This is a genomic window from Massilia paldalensis, from assembly GCF_044901715.1.
In the GTDB taxonomy this organism is placed as follows: domain Bacteria; phylum Pseudomonadota; class Gammaproteobacteria; order Burkholderiales; family Burkholderiaceae_D; genus Telluria; species Telluria paldalensis.
The window spans coordinates 474753-494581 of sequence record NZ_JBJCIU010000003.1 but is presented as its reverse complement, the minus strand read 5'-3'; the positions used below and the strand labels follow the sequence as shown (position 1 = coordinate 494581).

Here is a 19829-nt window from a genome sequence, read left to right as displayed (position 1 = left end):
GACGTCCATGCAAGACCTGCTGCTGCTGATCCACCGGATCCCCTACCCGCCCAACAAGGGCGACAAGATCCGCTCGTACCACCTGCTCAAGCACCTGGCCCGGCACTACCGCGTGCACCTGGCCACCTTCGTGGACGATCCGGACGACTGGCAGCACGTGCCGCACGTCGAGGCGCTGTGCGCGAGCAGCCATTTCGCCGGCATGAAGCCGCTGCTGGCGCGCGTGAAAAGCCTGTCGGCCCTGCTCAAGAACCGTTCGCTGTCGCTCGAGTACTACCGCGATGCCGGCATGGCGCGCTGGGTGCAGGACACCGTCGCCGCCCACAAGATCGAGCGCGTGCTGGTGTTCTCGTCGGCGATGGCGCAGTACGCCGACCCCTACCGCGGCGCGCGCCGCGTGGTCGACTTCTGCGACGTCGATTCGGACAAGTGGCGCCAGTACGCCGACAAGAAATCCTTCCCCATGAGCTGGCTGTACCGCTACGAGGCCGACCAGCTGCTGCGCTACGAGCGCCAGGTGGCGCGCGACTACGACGCTTCGCTGTTCGTCTCGGCGCCGGAAGCGGACCTGTTCCGCCAATTGGCGCCGGAAAGCACGGCCAAGATCGGCCACTTCAACAACGGCGTCGACACCGACTACTTCTCGCCCGAGCAGAGCTACGCCAGCCCTTACCCCGCCGGCGAGCGCGCCCTCGTGTTCACGGGCGCGATGGATTACTGGCCCAACGTCGACGCCGTGCAGTGGTTCGCCCAGGAGGTGTTCCCGCAGCTGCGCGCGCGCTTCGCCGATGCGCGCTTCTACATCGTCGGCGCCCGTCCGGCGCAGGCAGTGCAGGACCTGGGCAAGCTGCCCGGCGTGGTCGTGACCGGCACGGTGCCGGACGTGCGCCCCTACATCGCCCACGCGGCGGTGGCGGTGGCGCCGCTGCGCATCGCGCGCGGCATCCAGAACAAGGTATTGGAAGCGATGGCGATGGCCACCGCGGTGGTCGTCTCGCCGCAGGCGCTGGAAGGCATCGAGGCCGAACCGGGCAGCGAACTGGTGCTGGCGGAAGATGCCGGCGCCTTCGTCGACGCCGTGGCCGCACTGCTCACCGGGCAGGAAGACGCCGCCGCCGCCATCGGCCGGGCCGCGCGCGCCAAGGTCCAGCGCCGCTACAGCTGGTCGAGCAACCTGGCCTGCATTGAGGAGAGCCTCGAATGTTCCTGAAACCTCCGCCCGGCGTGGTCGGCGCCGCCACCGTGCCGCCCCTGTCGCGCGCCGCGACCGCCCTGCTGGTGCTTGCCCTGCTGGCGCCGTTCGCGCTGTACTTCGGCACCGTGCGCTCGATCGTCTCGATCTGGAACAGTTCGGAGACCTTCGCCCACGGCTACGTGATCCTGCCGATCAGCCTGTGGCTGATGTGGCGCCGCCGCGAGAACTTCAGCCTGTATCCGCCCACGCCGTATCCCCCGGCGCTCGTGCTGCTGGCCGTGCTCGGCGCCGGCTGGCTGGCCGCGCAGCTGGGCGAGGTGCAGGTGGTGTCGCAATACACCTTCGTTGCCATGTTCCCCGTCGCCGCACTCGCGCTGTTCGGGCCGCGCCTGGCCGGCTCGCTCGCCTTCCCGCTGCTGTTCCTGCTGTTCGCCGTGCCGTTCGGCGAAGTCTTCGTCGGCCCACTGATCCAGTTCACCGCCGACTTCACCGTGGCCGCCGTGCGCGCCACCGGCATCCCCGTGCTGCGCAGCGGCACCCGCTTCGAGCTGCCGACCGGGAACTGGTCCGTCGTCGAAGCCTGCAGCGGCGTGCGCTACCTGATTTCCTCGATCACGCTGGGCTGCCTGTACGCCTACCTGACCTACCGCTCGACGGTGCGGCGCGCGCTGTTCATCGGCCTGTCGGTGCTGGTGCCGATCGTCGCCAACGGCCTGCGCGCCTACATGATCGTGATGATCGGCCACCTGTCCGGCATGGAACTGGCGACCGGCGTCGACCACATCATCTACGGCTGGCTGTTCTTCGGCCTCGTCATGTTCGTCATGTTCTGGATCGGCAGCTTCTGGCGCGAGGATACCGAGGGCCCGAAGGCGCCGGCTGCGCGCGCGGTGGACGGCGCGGCGCGCATGCCGGCCTTCGCAGGCAGCGCGATGCCGCCGCGCTTTGCCGCCACCGTGGCCGGCGTGCTGCTGCTGTGCGCCGCCTGGCCGGTCGCCGCCCTGGTCGGCGAGCGCCTGAACCACAACCCGGCGCAGGTGGAACTGGCCGGCCTGAACGTGATGCTGCCGCCGGCGCCGGAATTCGCGAGCTGGCGGCCCGACTACCTGGAACCGGATGCGCGCTTCCACCGCGTCTACCTGCAGGACGGCCAACCGGTCGGCCTGACGGTGCTCTACTACCGCAACCAAGACCGCGACAAATCCCTGATCAGCTCCCTGAACCGCCTGGCCGGCTACAAGGACACGTGGCACGAAGTGGATTCCGCCACCCGCAGCGTGACGCTGGCCGGCCAGCCGCTGGCGCTGCGCGAATCGATGATGAGCGGCCCGCAGGGACCGATCATGGTGTGGTCCTTCAAATGGATCGGCGGCCACTATACGGCCAGCGACTATGCCGGCAAGCTGTGGCAGGCGGCGTCCAAGGCCATGCTGCGCGGCGACGATGGCGCCGCCGTGCTGCTGGCGGCGCCGGCCGACAACCCCGCCCAGGCGCGCGCCGCGCTGCAGCGCTTCGTCGCCACCCAGGGCGCGGTACTGGACGGCGCGCTGAACGCGCAGCGGGCCCGATGAACGCGCCGCTGCCGAAGCTGGCGGCGCAGGCCGCCGACGGCGCCGATGGCGGCCGTCCCCTGGTCGTCCACGTCGTGCATTCGCTCAGCATGGGCGGGCTGGAGACACTGCTGGTCGACTGCATCAACCGCATGCCGGCCGAACGCTACCGCCATGCGGTGGTGTGCCTGACCGGCTATAGCGATTTCGCCGACAACATCACCCGCCCCGACGTGACCCTGCATGCGCTGGGCAAGCCGCCCGGCCTGGGACTGGGGACGCACCTGACGTTCTGGCGCCTGATGCGCCGCCTGCGTCCGACCGTGCTGCACACCTATAACCTGTCGGCGCTGGAATACGCGTTCACGGCCGCCTGCGCCGGCGTGCCGGTGCGCATCCATGCCGAGCATGGGCGCGACGCCAGCGATCCGCACGGCCTGAACGCGAAGCACAACCTGCTGCGGCGCCTGCTCGTGCCCTTCGTTGATCGCTACATTCCCGTCTCCGAGGACCTCGACCGCTGGCTCGACCAGGTGGTGCGCATCCCGCGCGCCAGTACGCTGTTCATCAAGAACGGCGTCGACACCGACAAGTTCGCGCCGCGCGCCTTCCCGGCCGGCGCCGCGCCGGGCGGCTCGCCCTGGCATGCGGACGACTTCGTGATCGGCACCGTGGCGCGCGTGCAGGACGTCAAAAACCACCGCGCGCTGGTCGAGGCCTTCGCCGCCGTGCGCGCGCGCCGCCCCGACCTGGCGCCACGCCTGAAGCTGTCGATCGTCGGCGACGGTCCCCTGCTGCCCGCCGTGCGCGCCCAGGTGGCCGCCCTCGGCCTCGAGGATGCGGTCTGGCTGCCCGGCGCGCGCGGCGACGTCAAGGACCTGCTGCACACCTTCTCGCTGTTCGCGCTGCCCTCGCTGGCCGAGGGCACCCCGGTATCGCTGCTGGAAGCGATGGCCTGCGGCCTGCCGGTGGCGGCCTCGCGCGTGGGCGGGATCCCCGAGGTCGTCGACGACGGCGTCCAGGGCGCGCTGGTGCCGGTCGGCGACGTCGACGCGCTGGCCGCCGCGCTCGAACGCTACGCGGCCGATCCGCGGCTGGGACGGACCCACGGCGCCGCCGGGCGCGCGCGCATCGAGGAGCGCTTCAGCATGCGCGCGATGCTGGCTTCCTACGGCGACCTGTATGACAGCCTGTGCCGGCGCAAAGCGCGCTGAAGCACGGGCATGAGCACCCTTGAATTCGGAGAACAACCACCATGTGCGGCATAGTCGGCATTTTTGATACACACGGCAACCGCGAGATCGACCGCGAGGCGCTGCGGCGCATGAACGAAAGCCAGCACCACCGCGGGCCCGACGAGGGCGAGCTGTACCTGGAAACGGCGCTGGGCATGGGCCACCGCCGCCTGTCCGTGATCGACCTGGCGACCGGCCAGCAGCCCTTCCTGAACGCGGCGCGCGACGTCGCCCTGGTGTTCAACGGCGAGATCTACAACTACCGCGCGCTGCGCGACGAGCTGACGGCGCTGGGCCATGTGTTCCGCACCAAGTCCGATACGGAAGTCGTGCTGCAGTCGTGGATCGCCTGGGGCTCGGATTGCGTGCGGCGCCTGCGCGGCATGTTCGCCTTCGGCATCTGGGACCGGCGCCAGCAGACCCTGTTCCTGGCGCGCGACCACGTCGGCGTCAAGCCGATGTTCTATTCGCTGCTGCCCAGCGGGCTGTTCGTGTTCGGCTCGGAACTGAAGTCGATCATGACCTTCCCCGAACTGTCGCGCAAGCTGAACCCGCGCGCCGTCGAGGACTACTTCGCCTACGGCTACGTGCCGGAACCGAATACCATCTTCCACAATGCCTACAAGCTCAGCCCGGGCCACTGCATCCTGCTGAAGGTGGGCGAGCGCGAGGTGCGTCCGCAGCGCTACTGGGACCTGCCGTTCACGCCGTCCAGGCCGCAGCCGGAAGCCGAGGTCCAGGCCGAGCTGATCGAGCGCCTGCGCGAATGCGTGCAGAGCCAGATGGAGTCCGAGGTGCCGCTGGGTGCCTTCCTGTCGGGCGGCGTCGATTCGAGCGCGGTGGTCGCCATGATGGCGCAGGAAGGCCGCGACCCCGTCACCACCTGCTCGATCGGCTTCGACGATCCGGACTTCGACGAGAGCCGCTATGCCGAGGCGGTGGCGCAGCGCTACCACACGCGCCACTTCGCCCAGGTCGTCGACAAGGACGACTATGGCCTGATCGACACGCTGGCCCACCTGTACGACGAACCGTACGCGGACAGCTCGGCGATCCCGACCTACCGCGTGTGCCAGCTGGCGCGCCAGCGCGTGACGGTGGCCCTGTCCGGCGACGGCGGCGACGAGAACTTCGCCGGCTACCGCCGCTACCGTTTCGCGATGGCCGAGCACAGCGTGCGCTCGAAGGTGCCGGATGCGATCCGCAAGCCGCTGTTCGGCACCCTCGGCCACCTGTACCCGAAGGCCGACTGGGCGCCGAAGATGTTCCGCGCCAAGACCACCTTCGAGGCGCTCGCGCGCGACCTGGTCGAAGGCTACTTCCACGGCGTGTCGATCATGCCGGACCGCGTGCGCGCCCAGCTGTTCTCGGAGGGCTTTCGCGCCGAGCTGCAGGGCTACGGCGCGCTCGAGGTCATGCGCGCCCATGCGGACCGCGCCCCGACCGACGATCCGCTGTCGATCATCCAGTACGTCGACTTCAAGACCTACCTGCCGGGCGACATCCTGACCAAGGTCGACCGCGCCAGCATGGCCCATTCGCTCGAGGTGCGCGTGCCCCTGCTCGACCATACCTTCCTCGAATGGGGCTCGAGCCTGCCGTCCGACCTCAAGCTGCGCGGCGGCGAAGGCAAGTACATCCTCAAAAAGGCGCTCGAGCCGCACCTGCCGCACGACATCATGTACCGCGCCAAGAAGGGCTTCTCGATTCCCGTCGCGGCCTGGCTGCGCGGTCCGCTGCGCGAGGCGGTGCGCAAGGCCGTCCTCAGCCAGCGCATGCTGGACACGGGCATCTTCAACCGCGGCTTCCTGGAAGAGATGGTGTCGAAACACGAATCCGGCGCCGCCGACTACAGCGCGCCGCTGTGGTCGCTGCTGATGTTCGAGGCCTTCCTGCGCGTCAGCCTCGAATCCTGAGGCGCGGCAGGGACAAAAAAAACCGCTGGCGGATGCACTCCGCCAGCGGTTTTTTCGTGGGCGCCGCGCGCCGTTTCAGGCGGCCGGCGCGGTGCGGCCGATGCCCTCGTAGTGCAGGCCGGCGTCCGTGACCAGGTCGGGCGGGTAGATGTTGCGGCCGTCGAACACGGCTTTCGCACGCAGCGTCTGCGCCAGGTCGCCGAAATCGGGCGAACGGAATTCCTTCCATTCCGTGATCAGGGCCAGCGCATCGGCATCGCGCACGGCGTCGCGCGCCGAACCGACGAGCTGGATCTGCGCGGCGCACCGTTCGGCGCCGTGCTCGGCCAGCAGGATGCGGCCGGCTTCCTCGTTGGCCACCGGATCGTAGGCCACGACCTTGGCGCCGGCGTCGAGCAGCGCGCGGATCAGGACCAGGCTGGGCGCTTCGCGCATGTCGTCGGTATTCGGCTTGAACGCCAGGCCCCACAGGGCGATGGTGCGGCCGCGCAGGCCCTCGGCGCCGCCGAAGAAGCGGCTCAGTTTGCTGAACAGCACGTGCTTCTGGGCTTCGTTGACTTCCTCCGTCGCCTCCAGCAGGCGCAGCGCCTGCCCGTGCTCGGACGCGGTCTTGACCAGCGCCTTGACGTCCTTCGGGAAGCAGGAACCGCCATAGCCGGTGCCAGCGTACAGGAAGCTCGGGCCGATGCGCGGATCCAGGCCCATGCCCATGCGGATTGCCTCGATGTCGGCGCCCAGCACCTCGGCCAGGTTGGCGATCTCGTTCATGAAGCTGATGCGGGTAGCCAGCATGGCGTTGCAGGCGTACTTGGTGAGCTCGGCGCTGCGCACGTCCATCTCGACCAGCTTTTCGTGGTTGCGGTTGTAGGGCGCGTACAACTGGCGCATCAGGCGCGTCGCGCGCGGGCTGTCGCTGCCGATCACGATGCGGTCGGGACGGGTGAAGTCGCCGATCGCCGCGCCTTCCTTCAGGAACTCCGGATTGCTGACGACCGCGAATTCGATCGCGACGCCGCGCCGGTCCAGTTCTTCCTGGATGGCGGCACGGACCTTGTCGGCCGTACCGACCGGAACCGTCGACTTGTCGACCACGACCAGCGGGCGCTGCATGCGCGCACCGATGCTGCGCGCCGCCGACAGGATGTGGCGCAGGTCGGCGCTACCGTCCTCGTCGGGCGGCGTGCCGACCGCCAGGAAGATGATGTCGCCGTGGGCGACGGCGTCGTCATAACTGGTGGAGAACAGCAGGCGGCCGGCGCCGGCGTTGCGCGCGACCAACGCGTCGAGGCCAGGCTCGTGGATGGGGATCTGCCCATTGTTGAGCATGGCGATCTTGCGTTCGTCGACGTCCAGGCACAGGACGGTATTGCCGACGTCGGCAAAGCAGGCACCGGACACCAGGCCGACGTAGCCGGTACCAACGATCGAGATTTTCATGGCAGACCTTCTTCAATAAAAGTGAAACGATAATCTACTTATATTACTAACTGACAATGATTTGCGGCGGACAATTGAATTTCAACAGGTAATTATTGCCTTACAGCATAGTCCGCAACCCCAGCCTGTCCTGCAGCACGATTCATTGCAATCTTATAAGTTTTTTTCAATCAATGGGGTAAGATAAGCGCTACCTGTATCGCACCGGCATCATCGTGCTTCAACAAGATTGGTCGATTCTTCGTGTTGTTCGAAAACCTCCAGCCCTCTCCCCCCGGCAATTTTCCTTCATGTGCCGACCGCAGCGCGGAGCCCGTGGCATGACGCGCCTGCTGCCGCCCTTGGCCAGCCACGTCATCCGCGGCGCGGGCGATCTCATCGCTCCGCGCGCCAAGGGGGCGGGACGCCTGTGCATCCTGAACTACCACCGCATCATGGCGGCGCCCGACCCGTTGCTGGACGGCGAACCGAACGTCGAGACCTTCGAATGGCAGATGCGCCTGCTGTCCGAGTGCTTCAACGTGTTGCCGCTGCACGACGCAATCCAGCTGCTGGATAGCGCGCGCATGCCGGCGCGCGCCGTGGCGATCACCTTCGACGACGGCTACCGCTCGATCCACGACCTGGCGCTGCCGGTGCTGGCGAAATACGGCCTGCCGGCCACGGTGTTCGTCACGACGGGACACATGAGCGAAAAGGGCAGCATGTGGAACGACATGATCCTGGAAGCGGTACGGCGCCTGCCCGACGGCGCGCTCGACTTGCGGGCCCTGGGACTGGAGCGCTATCCGATGGGCAGCGCCGAGGAGCGCAAGCGCACGGCACGGCAACTGACCGAGCGCTGCAAGTACATGTCGCTGCCGGCCCGCGCCGAGTTCACCGACCATCTGCAGACGCTGGCCGGCGTGCCCCTGCGCCAGGATCTGATGCTCGATAACGACATGCTGCGCACCCTTGCGGCCAACCGCATCGAGATCGGCGGCCATACGGTCAGCCACCCGATCCTGACGCGCCTGGACGACGAGGCTGCAAGGCGCGAAATCGCCGACAACAAGCGCCAGCTGGAAGAGGTCATCGGCCGGCCGGTGCGCCTGTTCGCCTACCCGAACGGCAAGCGCGGCCAGGATTACGACGCGCGCCACGCGCAGATGGTCGCCGATGCCGGCTATGCGGCGGCATTCACCACCGCGCCCGGCGCCGCCACCCGGCGCGACCCGCGCTACGAATTGCCGCGCAGCCGCCCCTGGGACGACACGCCGCTGATGTTCGCAGCCCGCTTGCTGCACTGGTTGCATGGAAAGGTTTGAACGATGAGCGCAACCATGGGTTTGCACGAGACGACGATCATGGCCGGGCGCAGGATGGCGATCGGTTTTTGCGAGAACGGCGCCGGCTACGGCGGCGCCGTGATTTCGCTGGAAGCCTTCCTGGAAAAGCTGCCGGCCGGGTTCCGTACGCATATTTATACGGGCCTGGGCCAGGAACCCTATCCGCGCCTGTCGCGCCTGGGCACCTGGCGCCACCTGAAGCCCATTTCCCTGCTCAGCCAGCGCTGGCTGCGTGCGCACCGCGTCCCGCTCGCCTCGCACCTGGACAACCTGTGCAATATCCTGCCGACGGCGCTGCGCTACTACCGCACCTTCAAGCGCGACGGCATCGAGCTCGTGTACCTGAACAATGATGCCAGTTGCAACCTGGCCGCCGCGCTGGGCGCCCGGATGGCCGGCCTGCCGACCATCCTGCATTCGCGCGGCTTCAACACCGACACGCGCGGAAACCGCTGGGTGCTGGCCAACCTGAGCCACTGCATCGCCGTCTCGACGGCGGTCAAGCGAGGGATCGTCGCCCTGGGATTGCCGGAACACCGATGTACGGTCGTGGCCGAAGGCCTGGACCTGAACCTGTTCCATCCGCGCCCGCCCGCTGCCCCGCTGCGTGCCGAACTCGGCATCGACGCCGGCCAGCCCGTCGTGACGCTGGTCGGCGGCCTGGTCGACTGGAAGGGCCAGGACGTGCTGCTCGCGGCGGCGCCGCGCATCCTGGCGCGCTACCCGCAGGCCCATATCCTGCTGGTGGGCGGCGCCTACGGCCGCGACCGCGCGTTTGCCGACAGTATCGCCGCGGCGGCCGCCGATCCCGCGCTGCAGGGCCGCGTGCGCCTGCTGGGCAACCGCGGCGACGTGCCGGACATCCTGTCGCTCAGCGACATCGTGCTGCATGCGTCGACCCAACCCGAACCTTTCGGCCGCACCTTCCTGGAAGGCATGGCGCTCGGCAAGGCCGTGATCGCCTCGAACGAAGGCGGTCCGCTCGACGTGATCACGGACGGCCAGGACGGCCTCCTGATCCCGCCGCGCGCGCCGGATGCGCTGGCCGCGGCCATCCTGCGCCTGCTGGACGACCCGGCCTTCGCCGCCACGCTCGGTCGCAACGCCGCCGTGACGGCCCGTCGCTATTCGATCGAACGCCACGCCCAGGCCATTTGCGACGTACTGGACGCCAACGACCCTGCCGGCGCCACCCGTTCCCAGTGAAAAAAATGTGGCCTACAGGCATCGGATGGTGCGCACGGTTAGTGCAAACGTTAAATTTTCGACAGGCAATACGGTAAGATACCGTACCCTGACATTGACCCCGTCGTCGCCCGGCATTGCATCGACGTGCCGATCCGGACCCATGAAACTGCTCACATTCAGTACCCTGTTTCCCAACGCCGCACAGCCCAACCACGGGCTGTTCGTCGAAACGCGCCTGCGCTACCTGGTCGGTAGCGGTCAGGTACAGTCGCGCGTGGTGGCACCGGTACCCTGGTTTCCGTCCACCCATCCGCGCTTCGGCCATTATGCGACGCTGGCCAGGGTGCCGCGCGAGGAACAGCGCGGCGGCATCGACATCGTCCACCCGCGCTACCCGGCCATCCCGAAGATCGGCATGACGGCCGCCCCCATGCTGATGGCCCAGGCCGTCAAGCCGGCGATCGGCCGCATCCTCGACAGCGGCTACGACTTCGACGTCATCGACGCCCATTACTTCTATCCGGACGGCGTCGCCGCCGTCATGCTCGGCAAGTATTTCAACAAGCCCGTGGTGGTCACGGCGCGCGGCACCGACATCAACCTCATTCCTGGCTACACGCTGCCGCGCAAGATGATCCTGTGGGCGGCGAGCAACGCGCGCGCCGTGATCACCGTGTGCAGCTACCTGAAGGATGAAATGGTCAAGATGGGCGTGCAGCCCCAGCGCATCACGCCGTTGCGCAATGGCGTCGACCTGCAGCGTTTCATGCCGGACGACCGCGACGCCCTGCGTGCGCAGCTCGACGTGCGCGGCTTTACCCTGCTGTCGGTCGGCCACCTGAACGAACACAAGGGCCACCACCTGGCGATCGAGGCATTGCGCACGATGCCCGACGTCTCCCTGATGATTGCCGGTCATGGACCGGACCGCAACAAGCTGGAACAGCTGGCGCGCCAGCTCGGCGTCGCGGCGCGCGTCCGTTTCCTCGGTCCCGTGCCGCAGGCGGAACTGCGCGCTTACTACAATGCCGCCGATTCACTGGTGCTGGCCTCCAGCCGCGAAGGCTGGGCCAACGTGCTGCTCGAATCGATGGCCTGCGGCACGCCCGTCGTGGCCACCAGCATCTGCGGCACCCCGGAAGTGGTGTCCACGCGCGAAGCGGGCCGCCTGATGCCGGAGCGCAGCGCGGAAAGCCTGGCGGAAACGGTACGCCTGCTGCGCGCCGACCTGCCAGCGCGCAGTGCCACGCGCCGTTTCGCGGAAAATTTCAGCTGGGACGCGACGACCCAGGGCCAGATCGATCTCTTCCAACATATTTTGACAGGACAGCACTAGTGCGCATTCTCTACCATCACCGTACCCGCTCGAAGGATGGGCAGTATGTCCATATCGAAGAGATGATCAATGCCTTGCGCGCGCTGGGACACGAAGTGATCATCGTGGCCCCGCCGAGCACCGAGACCGAATCCTTCGGCTCCGACGCCGGCATGGTCGCCGTCCTCAAGCGCTGGCTGCCGAAATGGTTCTACGAACTGATGGAGCTCGGCTATTCGCTGGTCGCCTACCGGCGCCTGGCCGCTGCCGTGCGCCAGTACAAGCCGGACTGCCTGTACGAACGCTACAACCTGTTCCTGCCGGCCGGCATCTGGCTGGCGCGTCGCTACAAGCTGCCGATGCTGCTGGAAGTCAATGCGCCGATCCTGGAAGAGCGCAGCCGCTACGACGGCCTGTCGCTGACGGGGCTGGCGCGCTGGTCGCAGGCCTATTGCTGGCGCAATGCCGACCTGGTGCTGCCCGTGACCCAGGTGCTGGGCGACATCGTCGCTTCCTACGGCGTCGACCCGGGCAAGATCGTCGTCATCCCGAACGGCATCAATTCGGACCGTTTCCAGGCCAACCCGGACGTGGCCGCCGCCAAGCGCGAGCTGGGCCTGGATGGCCGCCTGGTACTCGGCTTCACCGGCTTCGTGCGCGACTGGCACGGCCTGGACAAGGTCATCGACATGATGGCGCAGGATCCGCCGGCATCGCACCGCCACCTGCTGGTGGTGGGCGACGGCCCGGCACGCGCCGGCCTGGAGCAGCAGGCCCAGCGCCTGGGCATCGCCGACCGCGTGACCTTCACCGGCATCATCGGCCGCGACGACGTGGCCCGCTACGTGGCCGCCTTCGACGTCGCGCTGCAACCGGCCGTGGTCGCCTATGCCTCGCCGCTGAAGCTGTTCGAATACCTGGCGCTGGGCAAGGCGATCGTCGCGCCCGACCAGCCGAACATCAAGGAAATCCTGACCGACGAACACAATGCGGTGCTGTTCGATCCGAAGCAGCAGGGCGGCCTGGCCGCCGCTACCGGCCGCCTGTGCGCGGATGCCGGCCTGCGAGCCAAGGTGGCGGAAAACGCGCGCCGCGCGATCGCCGAACAAAAGCTGACGTGGAAGGCCAACGCCCAGCGCGTGGTGGACCTGTTCGGCAAGCTGGGTTCGCATGCGTGACATCCTCATCTTCGGCATCATCTTCGGGATCCTGCCGTTCGTCTTCAAGCGCCCCGCCATCGGCGCCCTGCTGTTCACCTGGGTCAGCCTGATGAACCCGCACCGTCTGACGTACGGTGCGGCCTACGACTTCCCGTTCGCGGCGCTGATCGGCGCCGTGACCACGATCAGCCTGCTGTTCTCGAAGGAACCCAAACGCCTTCCGGTCACGCCCGTGACCATCATGCTGCTGGCCTTCGCGGCCTGGTTCACGCTGACCAGCTTCTTCGCGCTCGAACCCCTGCTGGTCTGGCGCGAATGGGACCGCGTCATCAAGACCTTCTTCATGGTAGTCGTCACGCTGATGGTCGTGAATACCGAAAAGGACGTGAAGCGCTTCGCCTGGGTCGTCGCGCTGTCGCTCGGCATCTATGGCCTGAAAGGCGGTATCTTTACCCTCGCCTCCGGCGGCCATTACCGCGTGTACGGCCCGGACGGCAGCTACATCGGCGAAAACAACGGCATGGCGCTGGCGCTGGTGACGGCACTGCCCATCATCTGGTACCTGCATACCCAGGTGAAGTACCGCCTGCTGTCGCTGGGCCTGATCGCCATGTGCGTGTTCACGGCCGTGTCGGCCGTCGGCTCCTATTCGCGCGGCGCGCTGCTGGGCGGCATGGCCATGCTGGCCTTCCTGTGGCTCAAGAGCCCGAAGAAGCTGCCGACCGCGATCGCCGTGATCTTCATCGGCGTCCTGATTGCCAGCGTCATGCCCGACGCCTGGTTCGATCGCATGGACACGATCAACGACTACAAGGAAGACAGCTCGGCGATGGGCCGCATCAACGCCTGGCAGTTCGCCATCAACGTCGCCCTGGCGAACCCGCTGGGCGGCGGCTTCAACGTGTTCTCGCCGCGCCTGTTCCTGATCTATGCACCGGACCCCTTGGGCTACCACGTGGCGCACAGCATCTATTTCCAGGTGCTGGGCGACCATGGCTTCGTCGGCCTGGCGATGTTCCTGCTCATCATGTTCTTCAGCTGGCGCACGGGCACCCGCGTGATCCGCTTCTGCGCCGGCAATCCGGAACTGAAGTGGGCGTCGGACCTCGCGCGCATGGCCCAGGTCAGCATCATCGGCTATGCCGTCAGTGGCGCCTTCCTGTCCCTGGCCTATTTCGACCTGTACTACGACATCATCATCATCCTGGTGCTGCTGGAGAAGGTGCTGCTGCTGCCCGGCGCCAAGAAGACCACGTGGCACACGGGGCCGCTCGCTGCACCGGCACAGTATCCCGTCGAGCAACGGCCGTCCTGAGTTTCCAACGCATTCACCGAGTCCCATGTCCAAGCTGCGCCGCTCACTGGTAATCAATTTCTTCACGTCGTCGGGAGCGGCGGGGCTGCAATTCATCGTCAGCATCCTGCTGGCGCGCCTGCTCAGCCCCAGCGAGATCGGCGTCTACTCGATGACGCTGGTGTTCGTGAACATCGCCCACATGTTCCGCGACTTCGGTGTCGGCTCCTACCTGCAGCGCGAACCCGACCTCACGCCGGACAAGATCCGCTCGGCCATCGGCGTGCTGTACACCTCGACCTGGGTCATGGCCGCTTTCCTGTACCTGGTCAGCGGCGCGATCGCGGCCTGGTTCAAGGAACCGGGCATGGTCCCCATCATGCGCCTGCTGGCCTTCGGCTTCCTCCTGATCCCGTTCGGCGCCGTCACCAATTCGATGCTGGTGCGCGAGCTGGACGCCGACAAGCAGGCCGTCATCTCGATGGCCGGCACGCTGAGCTACTGCGCCAGCTGCATCACGCTGGCGGCGCTCGGCTGTGGCACGCTGAGCCTGGCCTGGGCGAACCTGATCAGCAATGCCGTCATCGCCGTCGTATCGCTTCCCTACCGTCCGGCCGGCCTGCCATGGCTGCCCTCGTTCCGCAACTGGAAGGGCATCACCAACTTCGGCATGGGCACGCTGCTGACCAATTGCTGCGCCGCGCTGAACAACTCGATCCCGGACGTCCTGCTCGGCAAGATGGGCAATGCGCGCCAGGTCGGCCTGCTCAGCCGCGCCAACTCGACGGTGCTGCTGTTCGCCTACGTCGCCGGTTCCGCCATCAGCTACGGTGCCGTGTCGTACATGTCGCAGATCTACCACCGTGGCGAATCGCTGGTGCCGATGCTGCGCCGCGCGACGGCGCTGTTGACCGGTATCGGCTGGCCCGCCTATGCGCTGACCACGATGCTCGGCCATGACATCGTCGTGACCTTGTACAGCGAAAAATGGGTCGATTGCGTGCCGGCGATGCTGCCGCTGACCATCGCCTCGGCCGTCTCGATGCTGTTCCATTATGCGCAGCCGGCGGTCACCGCCATCGGACGCCCCTACCTGAGCGCGATGCCGCTGATGGTCACCATCGCCTCGCGCGTGGTGTTCGGCTACGTCCTGTACGACGGCACCCTGGTCACCTTCGCCTGGGCCATCTGCGCGGCCACCATCGCCGCCGCGCCGGTCATCATGTGGCAGATGCGCCATCACCTGGGCTTCGTGACCCGCGACATCATCGAGGCGACCCGCAACAGCCTGGTCGTGACGGCGATCTGCGTGGCCGGCTGCGCCTTGCTGCTGCTGGTGATCCCGGCCTCGATCGGCTCGCCCGCGCGCCTGGCGCTGCTGGCCGTGCCGCTGGTCCTGCTGTGGTACGGCGCGCTGCGCCTGACCCGCCACGAGCTGGTCGGCGAAGTCCACCACCTCGCGTCGGGCCTGAAGACGCGTCTGCTGCGCTTTACCTGAAACCGACTGGAGCCATCGTGTCCGTTCCCACCATCAGCCTCGTGATCCCGGCCTACAACCGCGGCCACCTGATCGCCGACACGCTCGACAGCGCGTTGAACCAGCAGCCGCCGTTCCTGGAAGTCATCGTCGTCGACGACGGATCGACCGACGGCACCGCCGCCGTGCTCGAGCGCTACGCGGGCCGCATCCAGGTCATCGCACTGTCCAACGGCGGCGTGCAGCGCGCCCGCAATACCGGCGTCGCCGCCGCGCGCGGCGAGTTCATCGCCATGTGCGATTCCGACGACCTGCTCGAACCCGGCTACGTGGCCGCCATGGGCGACTGGCTGGCGCAGCATCCCGACTGCGATGCGGTGTACACCAACTTCATTCCCTTCGACAGCTGCGGCCCCCAGCCCGACAAGTTCGCCGGCGCGCCGGCCGGCTTCTTCGACGGCGCGCGCCGCAGCGGCGCGTTCTGGCACGACATTCCCGACCTGTACGTGCGCACGGTCGCCTACCAGCCGCTGTTCCCGACGGGCAGCGTGATCCGCAAGTCGCTGTACGAGGCGATCAAGGGATACGACACGCGCTTCAACCGGGTCGGCGGCGAGGACTGGGAGTTCACGCTGCGCCTGATCGGCGCGGCGCGCATGGCCTTGTGCGCGACGCCGCTGGTGCGGGTGCGCAAGCACGACGGCAACGATTCGGGCGACAACATCCGCACGGTGCTGGGCACGGTGCAGATCCTGGAATTCGCGCTGCGCGAGCACGCGGTGGCCGCCGCCTACCGCGACGCCATCCTGCGCAGCATCGAAGAGCGGCGCCTGGACGTGTTCCATGGCGCCTTCGCGCGCGGCGCCTTCGACACGGCGGCCGAGATGCTGGCGCTGCTGCGCGAGCCGCCACGCGACCGCAAGTTCCGCCTCAAGGCCGCCATCACGCGCCTGCCCGGGCTGCTGCGCCAGCCGCTATGGCGCCTCAGCCAGCAATAAAGAGAATCCACCATGTCGCTCAAGTCGCTGCTCATCCCGACCCTGAACCAGCCGCCGCGCCGCAGCCTGCTGGCGCCGCTGCCGGCCGGTGAATCGATCCCGCGCATCCTGCACCAGACCTTCTACGACCGCACGCTGCCGCCCGAGCTGCAGCGCAACGTCGACCGGCTGCGCACGCTGAATCCGGACTGGGAATACCGCTTCTACGACGATGCCGACATCCGCGCCTTCATCCTCGAGCACTACGGCAGCCAGGTGCAGCACTACTTCGAGCGCATCGGACCGCAATACGGCGCCGCGCGCGCCGACCTGTTCCGCTACCTGCTGATGTACAAGGTCGGCGGCGTCTACCTGGACATCAAGAGCGCGGCCACGCGCGCGCTGGACGAGGTCATCCGTCCGGACGACCGTTTCCTGCTGTCGAACTGGAATCCCGACTTCACGGGCTGGGGCCACCATTATGAATTGCGCAACCTGAAGCGCGGCGAATTCCAGCAGTGGTACATCGCCTGCGCGCCGGGCCATCCGTTCATGAAGGAAGTGCTCGAGACGGTGCTGGAGAACATCGACCGCTACGATCCCAGCCTGCACGGCGTGGGCAAGAACGGCGTGCTGCGCGTGACCGGCCCGATCGCCTACACGCTGGCGATCCACCGCGTGCTGGACGCGCATCCGCACCGCTTCGCCGACAGCGAGAAGGAGCTCGGCTTCGACTACAACCTGTACCGCGGCCAGTCGCACGAGACGGTGTTCCGCTCGCACTACTCGGTCCAGACCGCGCCCGTCGTCAGGCTCGGCTTGCGCAAGCGCTGCCTGAGCCGCGTCTACGGCCTCGTGCAGTACCTGCACGACCTGCGCATGACGCTGCTGGGGCGCGCGCCCGTCAAGTAAGCGCGTTCAGACGAGGACTTCCTGCGGCATCGGATGCCCGAGGAAGGCGGTCGGGCTGGCCGACAGGCCATAGGCGCCGGACTGGAACACGACCACCAGGTCGCCCACCTCGGCGCGCGCCAGCTCCATGCGCTCGGCCAGCACGTCCAGCGGCGTGCACAGGGGGCCGGTGACGGTGACGCTCTCGCGCTCGCCGGCGTCCATGCGGTTGCCGATCGCGACCGGGTAGTTCTTGCGGATCACCTGGCCGAAGTTGCCGGACGCGGCGAGATGGTGGTGCAGGCCGCCGTCGGTGACGAGGAACACCTGGCCGCGCGAGACCTTGCGGTCGAGGACGCGCGCCACGTACACGCCCGCCTCGCCCACGAGGTAGCGTCCCGATTCCAGCGACACCCGCGTGCCGGGCATCTCGCGCGCCATGCGCGCCATCCAGTCGTGCAGGTTGGCGCCGATCGGTGCCAGGTCGAGGCGCTGCTCGCCCGGAAAATACGGGATGCCGAGGCCGGCGCCGAAATAGAAGGCGGGCACCGCCTGGCGCGCATGGCCGGCCAGCCGCAGCGCCAGCTCGAAGCTCTTCGCATGGCATTCGGCGATGGCGTCGGCCTTCAGGCTTTGCGAGCCGCTGAAGATGTGAAAGCCGTGCAGCGCGATGCCGAGCGCATCCAGCCGCGCCAGGCTCGCCGGCACGGCCTCGCAATCGATGCCGAACGGCTTGGCGCCGCCGCCCATGCGCATGCCCGAGCCCTTCAGCTCGAAGTCCGGATTCACGCGCACCACGACGCGCGGCGCGATGCCGGCGGCATCGGCCAGGCGCGCGACCTGCTCGATCTCGTGGTCCGATTCGACGTTGATGGTGACGCCCGCGGCGATCGCCCGGGACAGCTCGGCGGCCGTCTTGCCCGGGCCGGCGAAGCTGATGTGGGCGGGATCGAAGCCGGTATCGAGCGCCGTCTTGAGTTCCCCGGCCGAAGCGACATCCAGGCCGTCGACCAGGCCCGCCATGTGCTGCACCACGGCGGCCATCGGGTTGGCCTTGACGGAGAAGTGCAGGCGCACCGCCTGCGGCAGGTGGGCGCGCAACTCGGCCACGCGCGCCGTCAGCAGCGCGCGGTCGTAGGCATAGAACGGCGTGCTGCCAACCCGTTGAACCAGCCGGCCCAGCGGCACGCCGCCGACCACCAGCTCGGCGCCGGCGCACTGGAACTGGTCCATCGCGGCATGGACAGGTTTATTGGTACTCATGGTGCGTCGTCCTGGAACAGGGTTTGGTAGGGAGCGGCCAGGCTCTTGCGGTCGATCTTGCCGTTCGGGTTGCGCGGGAACGCGTCGCCGCGCACCTCCACGTGCGACGGCACCATATAGGCCGGCAACTGGCGCTGGCAATGCTTGCGCAGCGCCTCCGGGTCCGCCGCGCCGTCGGCGGCGACCGCCAGCAGCACGATCGCCTGTCCCAGCTCGGGATGGGGCACGCCGAACGCCACCGCTTCGTCCACCGTGCCGGAGGCGTACACCGCCTCCTCCAGCTCGGTGGGGCTGACGCGGTAGCCGGACACCTTGATCAGGTCGTCGCCGCGGCCGATGAAGTACAGGTAGCCGTCGGCGTCGCGGCGCACGGTGTCGCCCGACCACACGGCCATCTCGGCCAGCGGCAGCGCCGGATCCTGGCCGGGCGCGGGGCGGAAGCGCTCGGCGGTCTTGGCCGCATCGTTCCAGTAGCCCAGCGCCACCAGCGCGCCGCGGTGCACCAGTTCTCCCGGCTCGTCGACGTCGCACGGCGAACCGTCGGGGCGCACGACCAGGATCTCGGCGTTGGGTATCGCCCGCCCCATCGAACCGGGCCGGCGGTCGATCTCGGCCGGCGGCAGGTAGGTGGAACGGAACGCCTCGGTCAGGCCGTACATCAGGAACACCTCGGCGCGCGGCAGCACGCGGCGCAGCGCGGCCAGCGTCGCGCCGGGCATCGCGCCGCCCGAGTTGGTGAGGTAGCGCAGGGAGCAATCGGCCGGCCATTCCAGGCGGGCCAGCTGGTTCCACAGTGGCGGCACCGCCGCCAGGCCCGTGATCCCGTACTGGGCGACGGCCGCCACGATATCGCGCGGGAACAGGTGGTTCATCAGCACCGCGCTGGCGCCCGCGTAAAAGGCGCAGGTCAGCTGGCTCAGGCCGTAGTCGAAACTGAGGGGCAGCACGGACAGCAGGCGGTCGCCCGGGGCCAGCGCGAGGTAGCCGGCGACGCTGCGCGCGCCCGCCACCATGTTCCGGTGCGACAGCACCACGCCCTTGGGACGGCCCGTGCTGCCGGACGTGTACAGGATCGCGGCGACGTCGGCATCGATGCGGCGGTGCGGCGGCAAGTGGGTCGATGCCGCTTCCAGCAGCGCGTCCCAGGCCAGCACCGCCGGCGTGGCAGCATCCGCCACCGCATCGGGCGTGCCCGTGACGATGACGGTGCGCAGGTCGGGGCAGGCAGCCAGGCTGGGGCCGAGCTGGCGCAGGCGCTCGGGAGAGGTGACGAGGATGCGCACATTGCAGTCGGCCAGGATGTGCGCCACCTGCGCCGGCTTGAGCAGCGGATTGACGGGCACGAACACGGCGCCGGCCAGCGCCGCGCCGAACATCGCGGCCACGTTCTCGACGCGCTTCTCGAGGTAGACGGCGACGCGCTCGCCGCGGCCGATGCCGCAGCCGAGCAGCGCCTGGCCGGCGCGCTGCACGACCTGCGCCAGGGCAGCGTAATCGAGGCGGACGTCGCCGTAGGCAAGCGCCGCGGCCGCCGGCGTGCGTTGCGCCGATTGGAAAATGAAATCGTGGATCAGGTCGCTCATCGGGAATCGCGTGAACAAAC

Annotated in this window: 15 protein-coding genes; 12 read left to right on the top strand and 3 right to left on the bottom strand. The window is 68.0% G+C overall.

Annotation, left to right across the window (positions count from 1 at the left end):
* Positions 1-7: 7 nt before the first annotated feature.
* From ACI1V7_RS16930 to ACI1V7_RS16915, 4 genes are read left to right on the top strand one after another with little or no spacing between them, the layout of a single operon-like run.
* Positions 8-1210 carry a TIGR03087 family PEP-CTERM/XrtA system glycosyltransferase gene (locus tag ACI1V7_RS16930; RefSeq protein WP_404532972.1) on the top strand — a complete coding sequence of 401 codons (1203 nt, stop codon included), beginning with the start codon at positions 8-10 and terminating at the stop codon, positions 1208-1210.
* Positions 1201-2766, top strand: a complete 1566-nt coding sequence (xrtA, locus tag ACI1V7_RS16925) for an exosortase A (RefSeq protein ID WP_404532971.1) — start codon at positions 1201-1203, stop codon at positions 2764-2766. Before ACI1V7_RS16930 ends, xrtA begins: the two co-directional genes overlap by 10 nt.
* Entirely contained in the window at positions 2763-3959 is a 1197-nt protein-coding gene (locus ACI1V7_RS16920; RefSeq protein ID WP_404532970.1) for a TIGR03088 family PEP-CTERM/XrtA system glycosyltransferase, read from the top strand. The genes xrtA and ACI1V7_RS16920 overlap by 4 nt, the downstream gene beginning before the upstream one ends.
* 41 nt (positions 3960-4000) lie before the next feature.
* Complete coding sequence (locus ACI1V7_RS16915; protein ID WP_404532969.1) at positions 4001-5896, top strand: XrtA/PEP-CTERM system amidotransferase; 1896 nt, start codon at positions 4001-4003, stop codon at positions 5894-5896.
* 75 nt (positions 5897-5971) lie between these two features.
* On the opposite strand, the gene ACI1V7_RS16910 is transcribed toward ACI1V7_RS16915, so the two are convergent.
* A complete protein-coding gene (locus tag ACI1V7_RS16910; protein WP_404532968.1) occupies positions 5972-7333 on the bottom strand; it encodes a UDP-glucose dehydrogenase family protein in 1362 nt (453 codons plus the stop codon).
* A gap of 320 nt (positions 7334-7653) precedes the next feature.
* Here ACI1V7_RS16910 and ACI1V7_RS16905 point away from each other — a divergent pair, with 320 nt between their 5' ends.
* From ACI1V7_RS16905 to ACI1V7_RS16870, 8 genes are all read left to right on the top strand, one after another.
* On the top strand, positions 7654-8640 hold the full coding sequence (locus ACI1V7_RS16905; RefSeq protein WP_404532967.1) for a polysaccharide deacetylase family protein: 987 nt from the start codon (positions 7654-7656) through the stop codon (positions 8638-8640).
* A gap of 3 nt (positions 8641-8643) precedes the next feature.
* Entirely contained in the window at positions 8644-9867 is a 1224-nt protein-coding gene (locus ACI1V7_RS16900) for a glycosyltransferase family 4 protein (protein ID WP_404532966.1), read from the top strand.
* A 142-nt stretch (positions 9868-10009) separates the two neighbouring features.
* Positions 10010-11185 (top strand): glycosyltransferase family 4 protein, encoded by a 1176-nt coding sequence (locus ACI1V7_RS16895; protein ID WP_404532965.1) that lies wholly within the window; start codon positions 10010-10012, stop codon positions 11183-11185.
* The gene (locus ACI1V7_RS16890; RefSeq protein ID WP_404532964.1) at positions 11185-12342 is read left to right on the top strand and encodes a glycosyltransferase family 4 protein; all 1158 of its coding nucleotides are present in this window, start codon (positions 11185-11187) and stop codon (positions 12340-12342) included. The genes ACI1V7_RS16895 and ACI1V7_RS16890 overlap by 1 nt, the downstream gene beginning before the upstream one ends.
* Entirely contained in the window at positions 12335-13639 is a 1305-nt protein-coding gene (locus ACI1V7_RS16885; RefSeq protein ID WP_404532963.1) for a putative O-glycosylation ligase, exosortase A system-associated, read from the top strand. Before ACI1V7_RS16890 ends, ACI1V7_RS16885 begins: the two co-directional genes overlap by 8 nt.
* Before the next feature lie 25 nt (positions 13640-13664).
* Positions 13665-15116, top strand: coding sequence for an oligosaccharide flippase family protein (locus ACI1V7_RS16880; protein WP_404532962.1), 1452 nt, complete (start codon positions 13665-13667; stop codon positions 15114-15116).
* 17 nt (positions 15117-15133) lie between these two features.
* Positions 15134-16093, top strand: a complete 960-nt coding sequence (locus ACI1V7_RS16875) for a glycosyltransferase family 2 protein (RefSeq protein WP_404532961.1) — start codon at positions 15134-15136, stop codon at positions 16091-16093.
* A gap of 12 nt (positions 16094-16105) precedes the next feature.
* Complete coding sequence (locus ACI1V7_RS16870; protein ID WP_404532960.1) at positions 16106-16984, top strand: glycosyltransferase family 32 protein; 879 nt, start codon at positions 16106-16108, stop codon at positions 16982-16984.
* Between the two features lie 6 nt (positions 16985-16990).
* Here the strand turns inward: ACI1V7_RS16870 and ACI1V7_RS16865 are convergent, their stop codons facing one another.
* Together ACI1V7_RS16865 and ACI1V7_RS16860 are read right to left on the bottom strand one after the other, a co-directional pair.
* A complete protein-coding gene (locus tag ACI1V7_RS16865) occupies positions 16991-18226 on the bottom strand; it encodes a pyridoxal-dependent decarboxylase, exosortase A system-associated (RefSeq protein WP_404532959.1) in 1236 nt (411 codons plus the stop codon).
* On the bottom strand, positions 18223-19809 hold the full coding sequence (locus ACI1V7_RS16860) for an acyl-CoA ligase (AMP-forming), exosortase A system-associated (RefSeq protein ID WP_404532958.1): 1587 nt from the start codon (positions 19807-19809) through the stop codon (positions 18223-18225). The genes ACI1V7_RS16865 and ACI1V7_RS16860 overlap by 4 nt, the downstream gene beginning before the upstream one ends.
* Between the last annotated feature and the right edge of the window lie 20 nt (positions 19810-19829).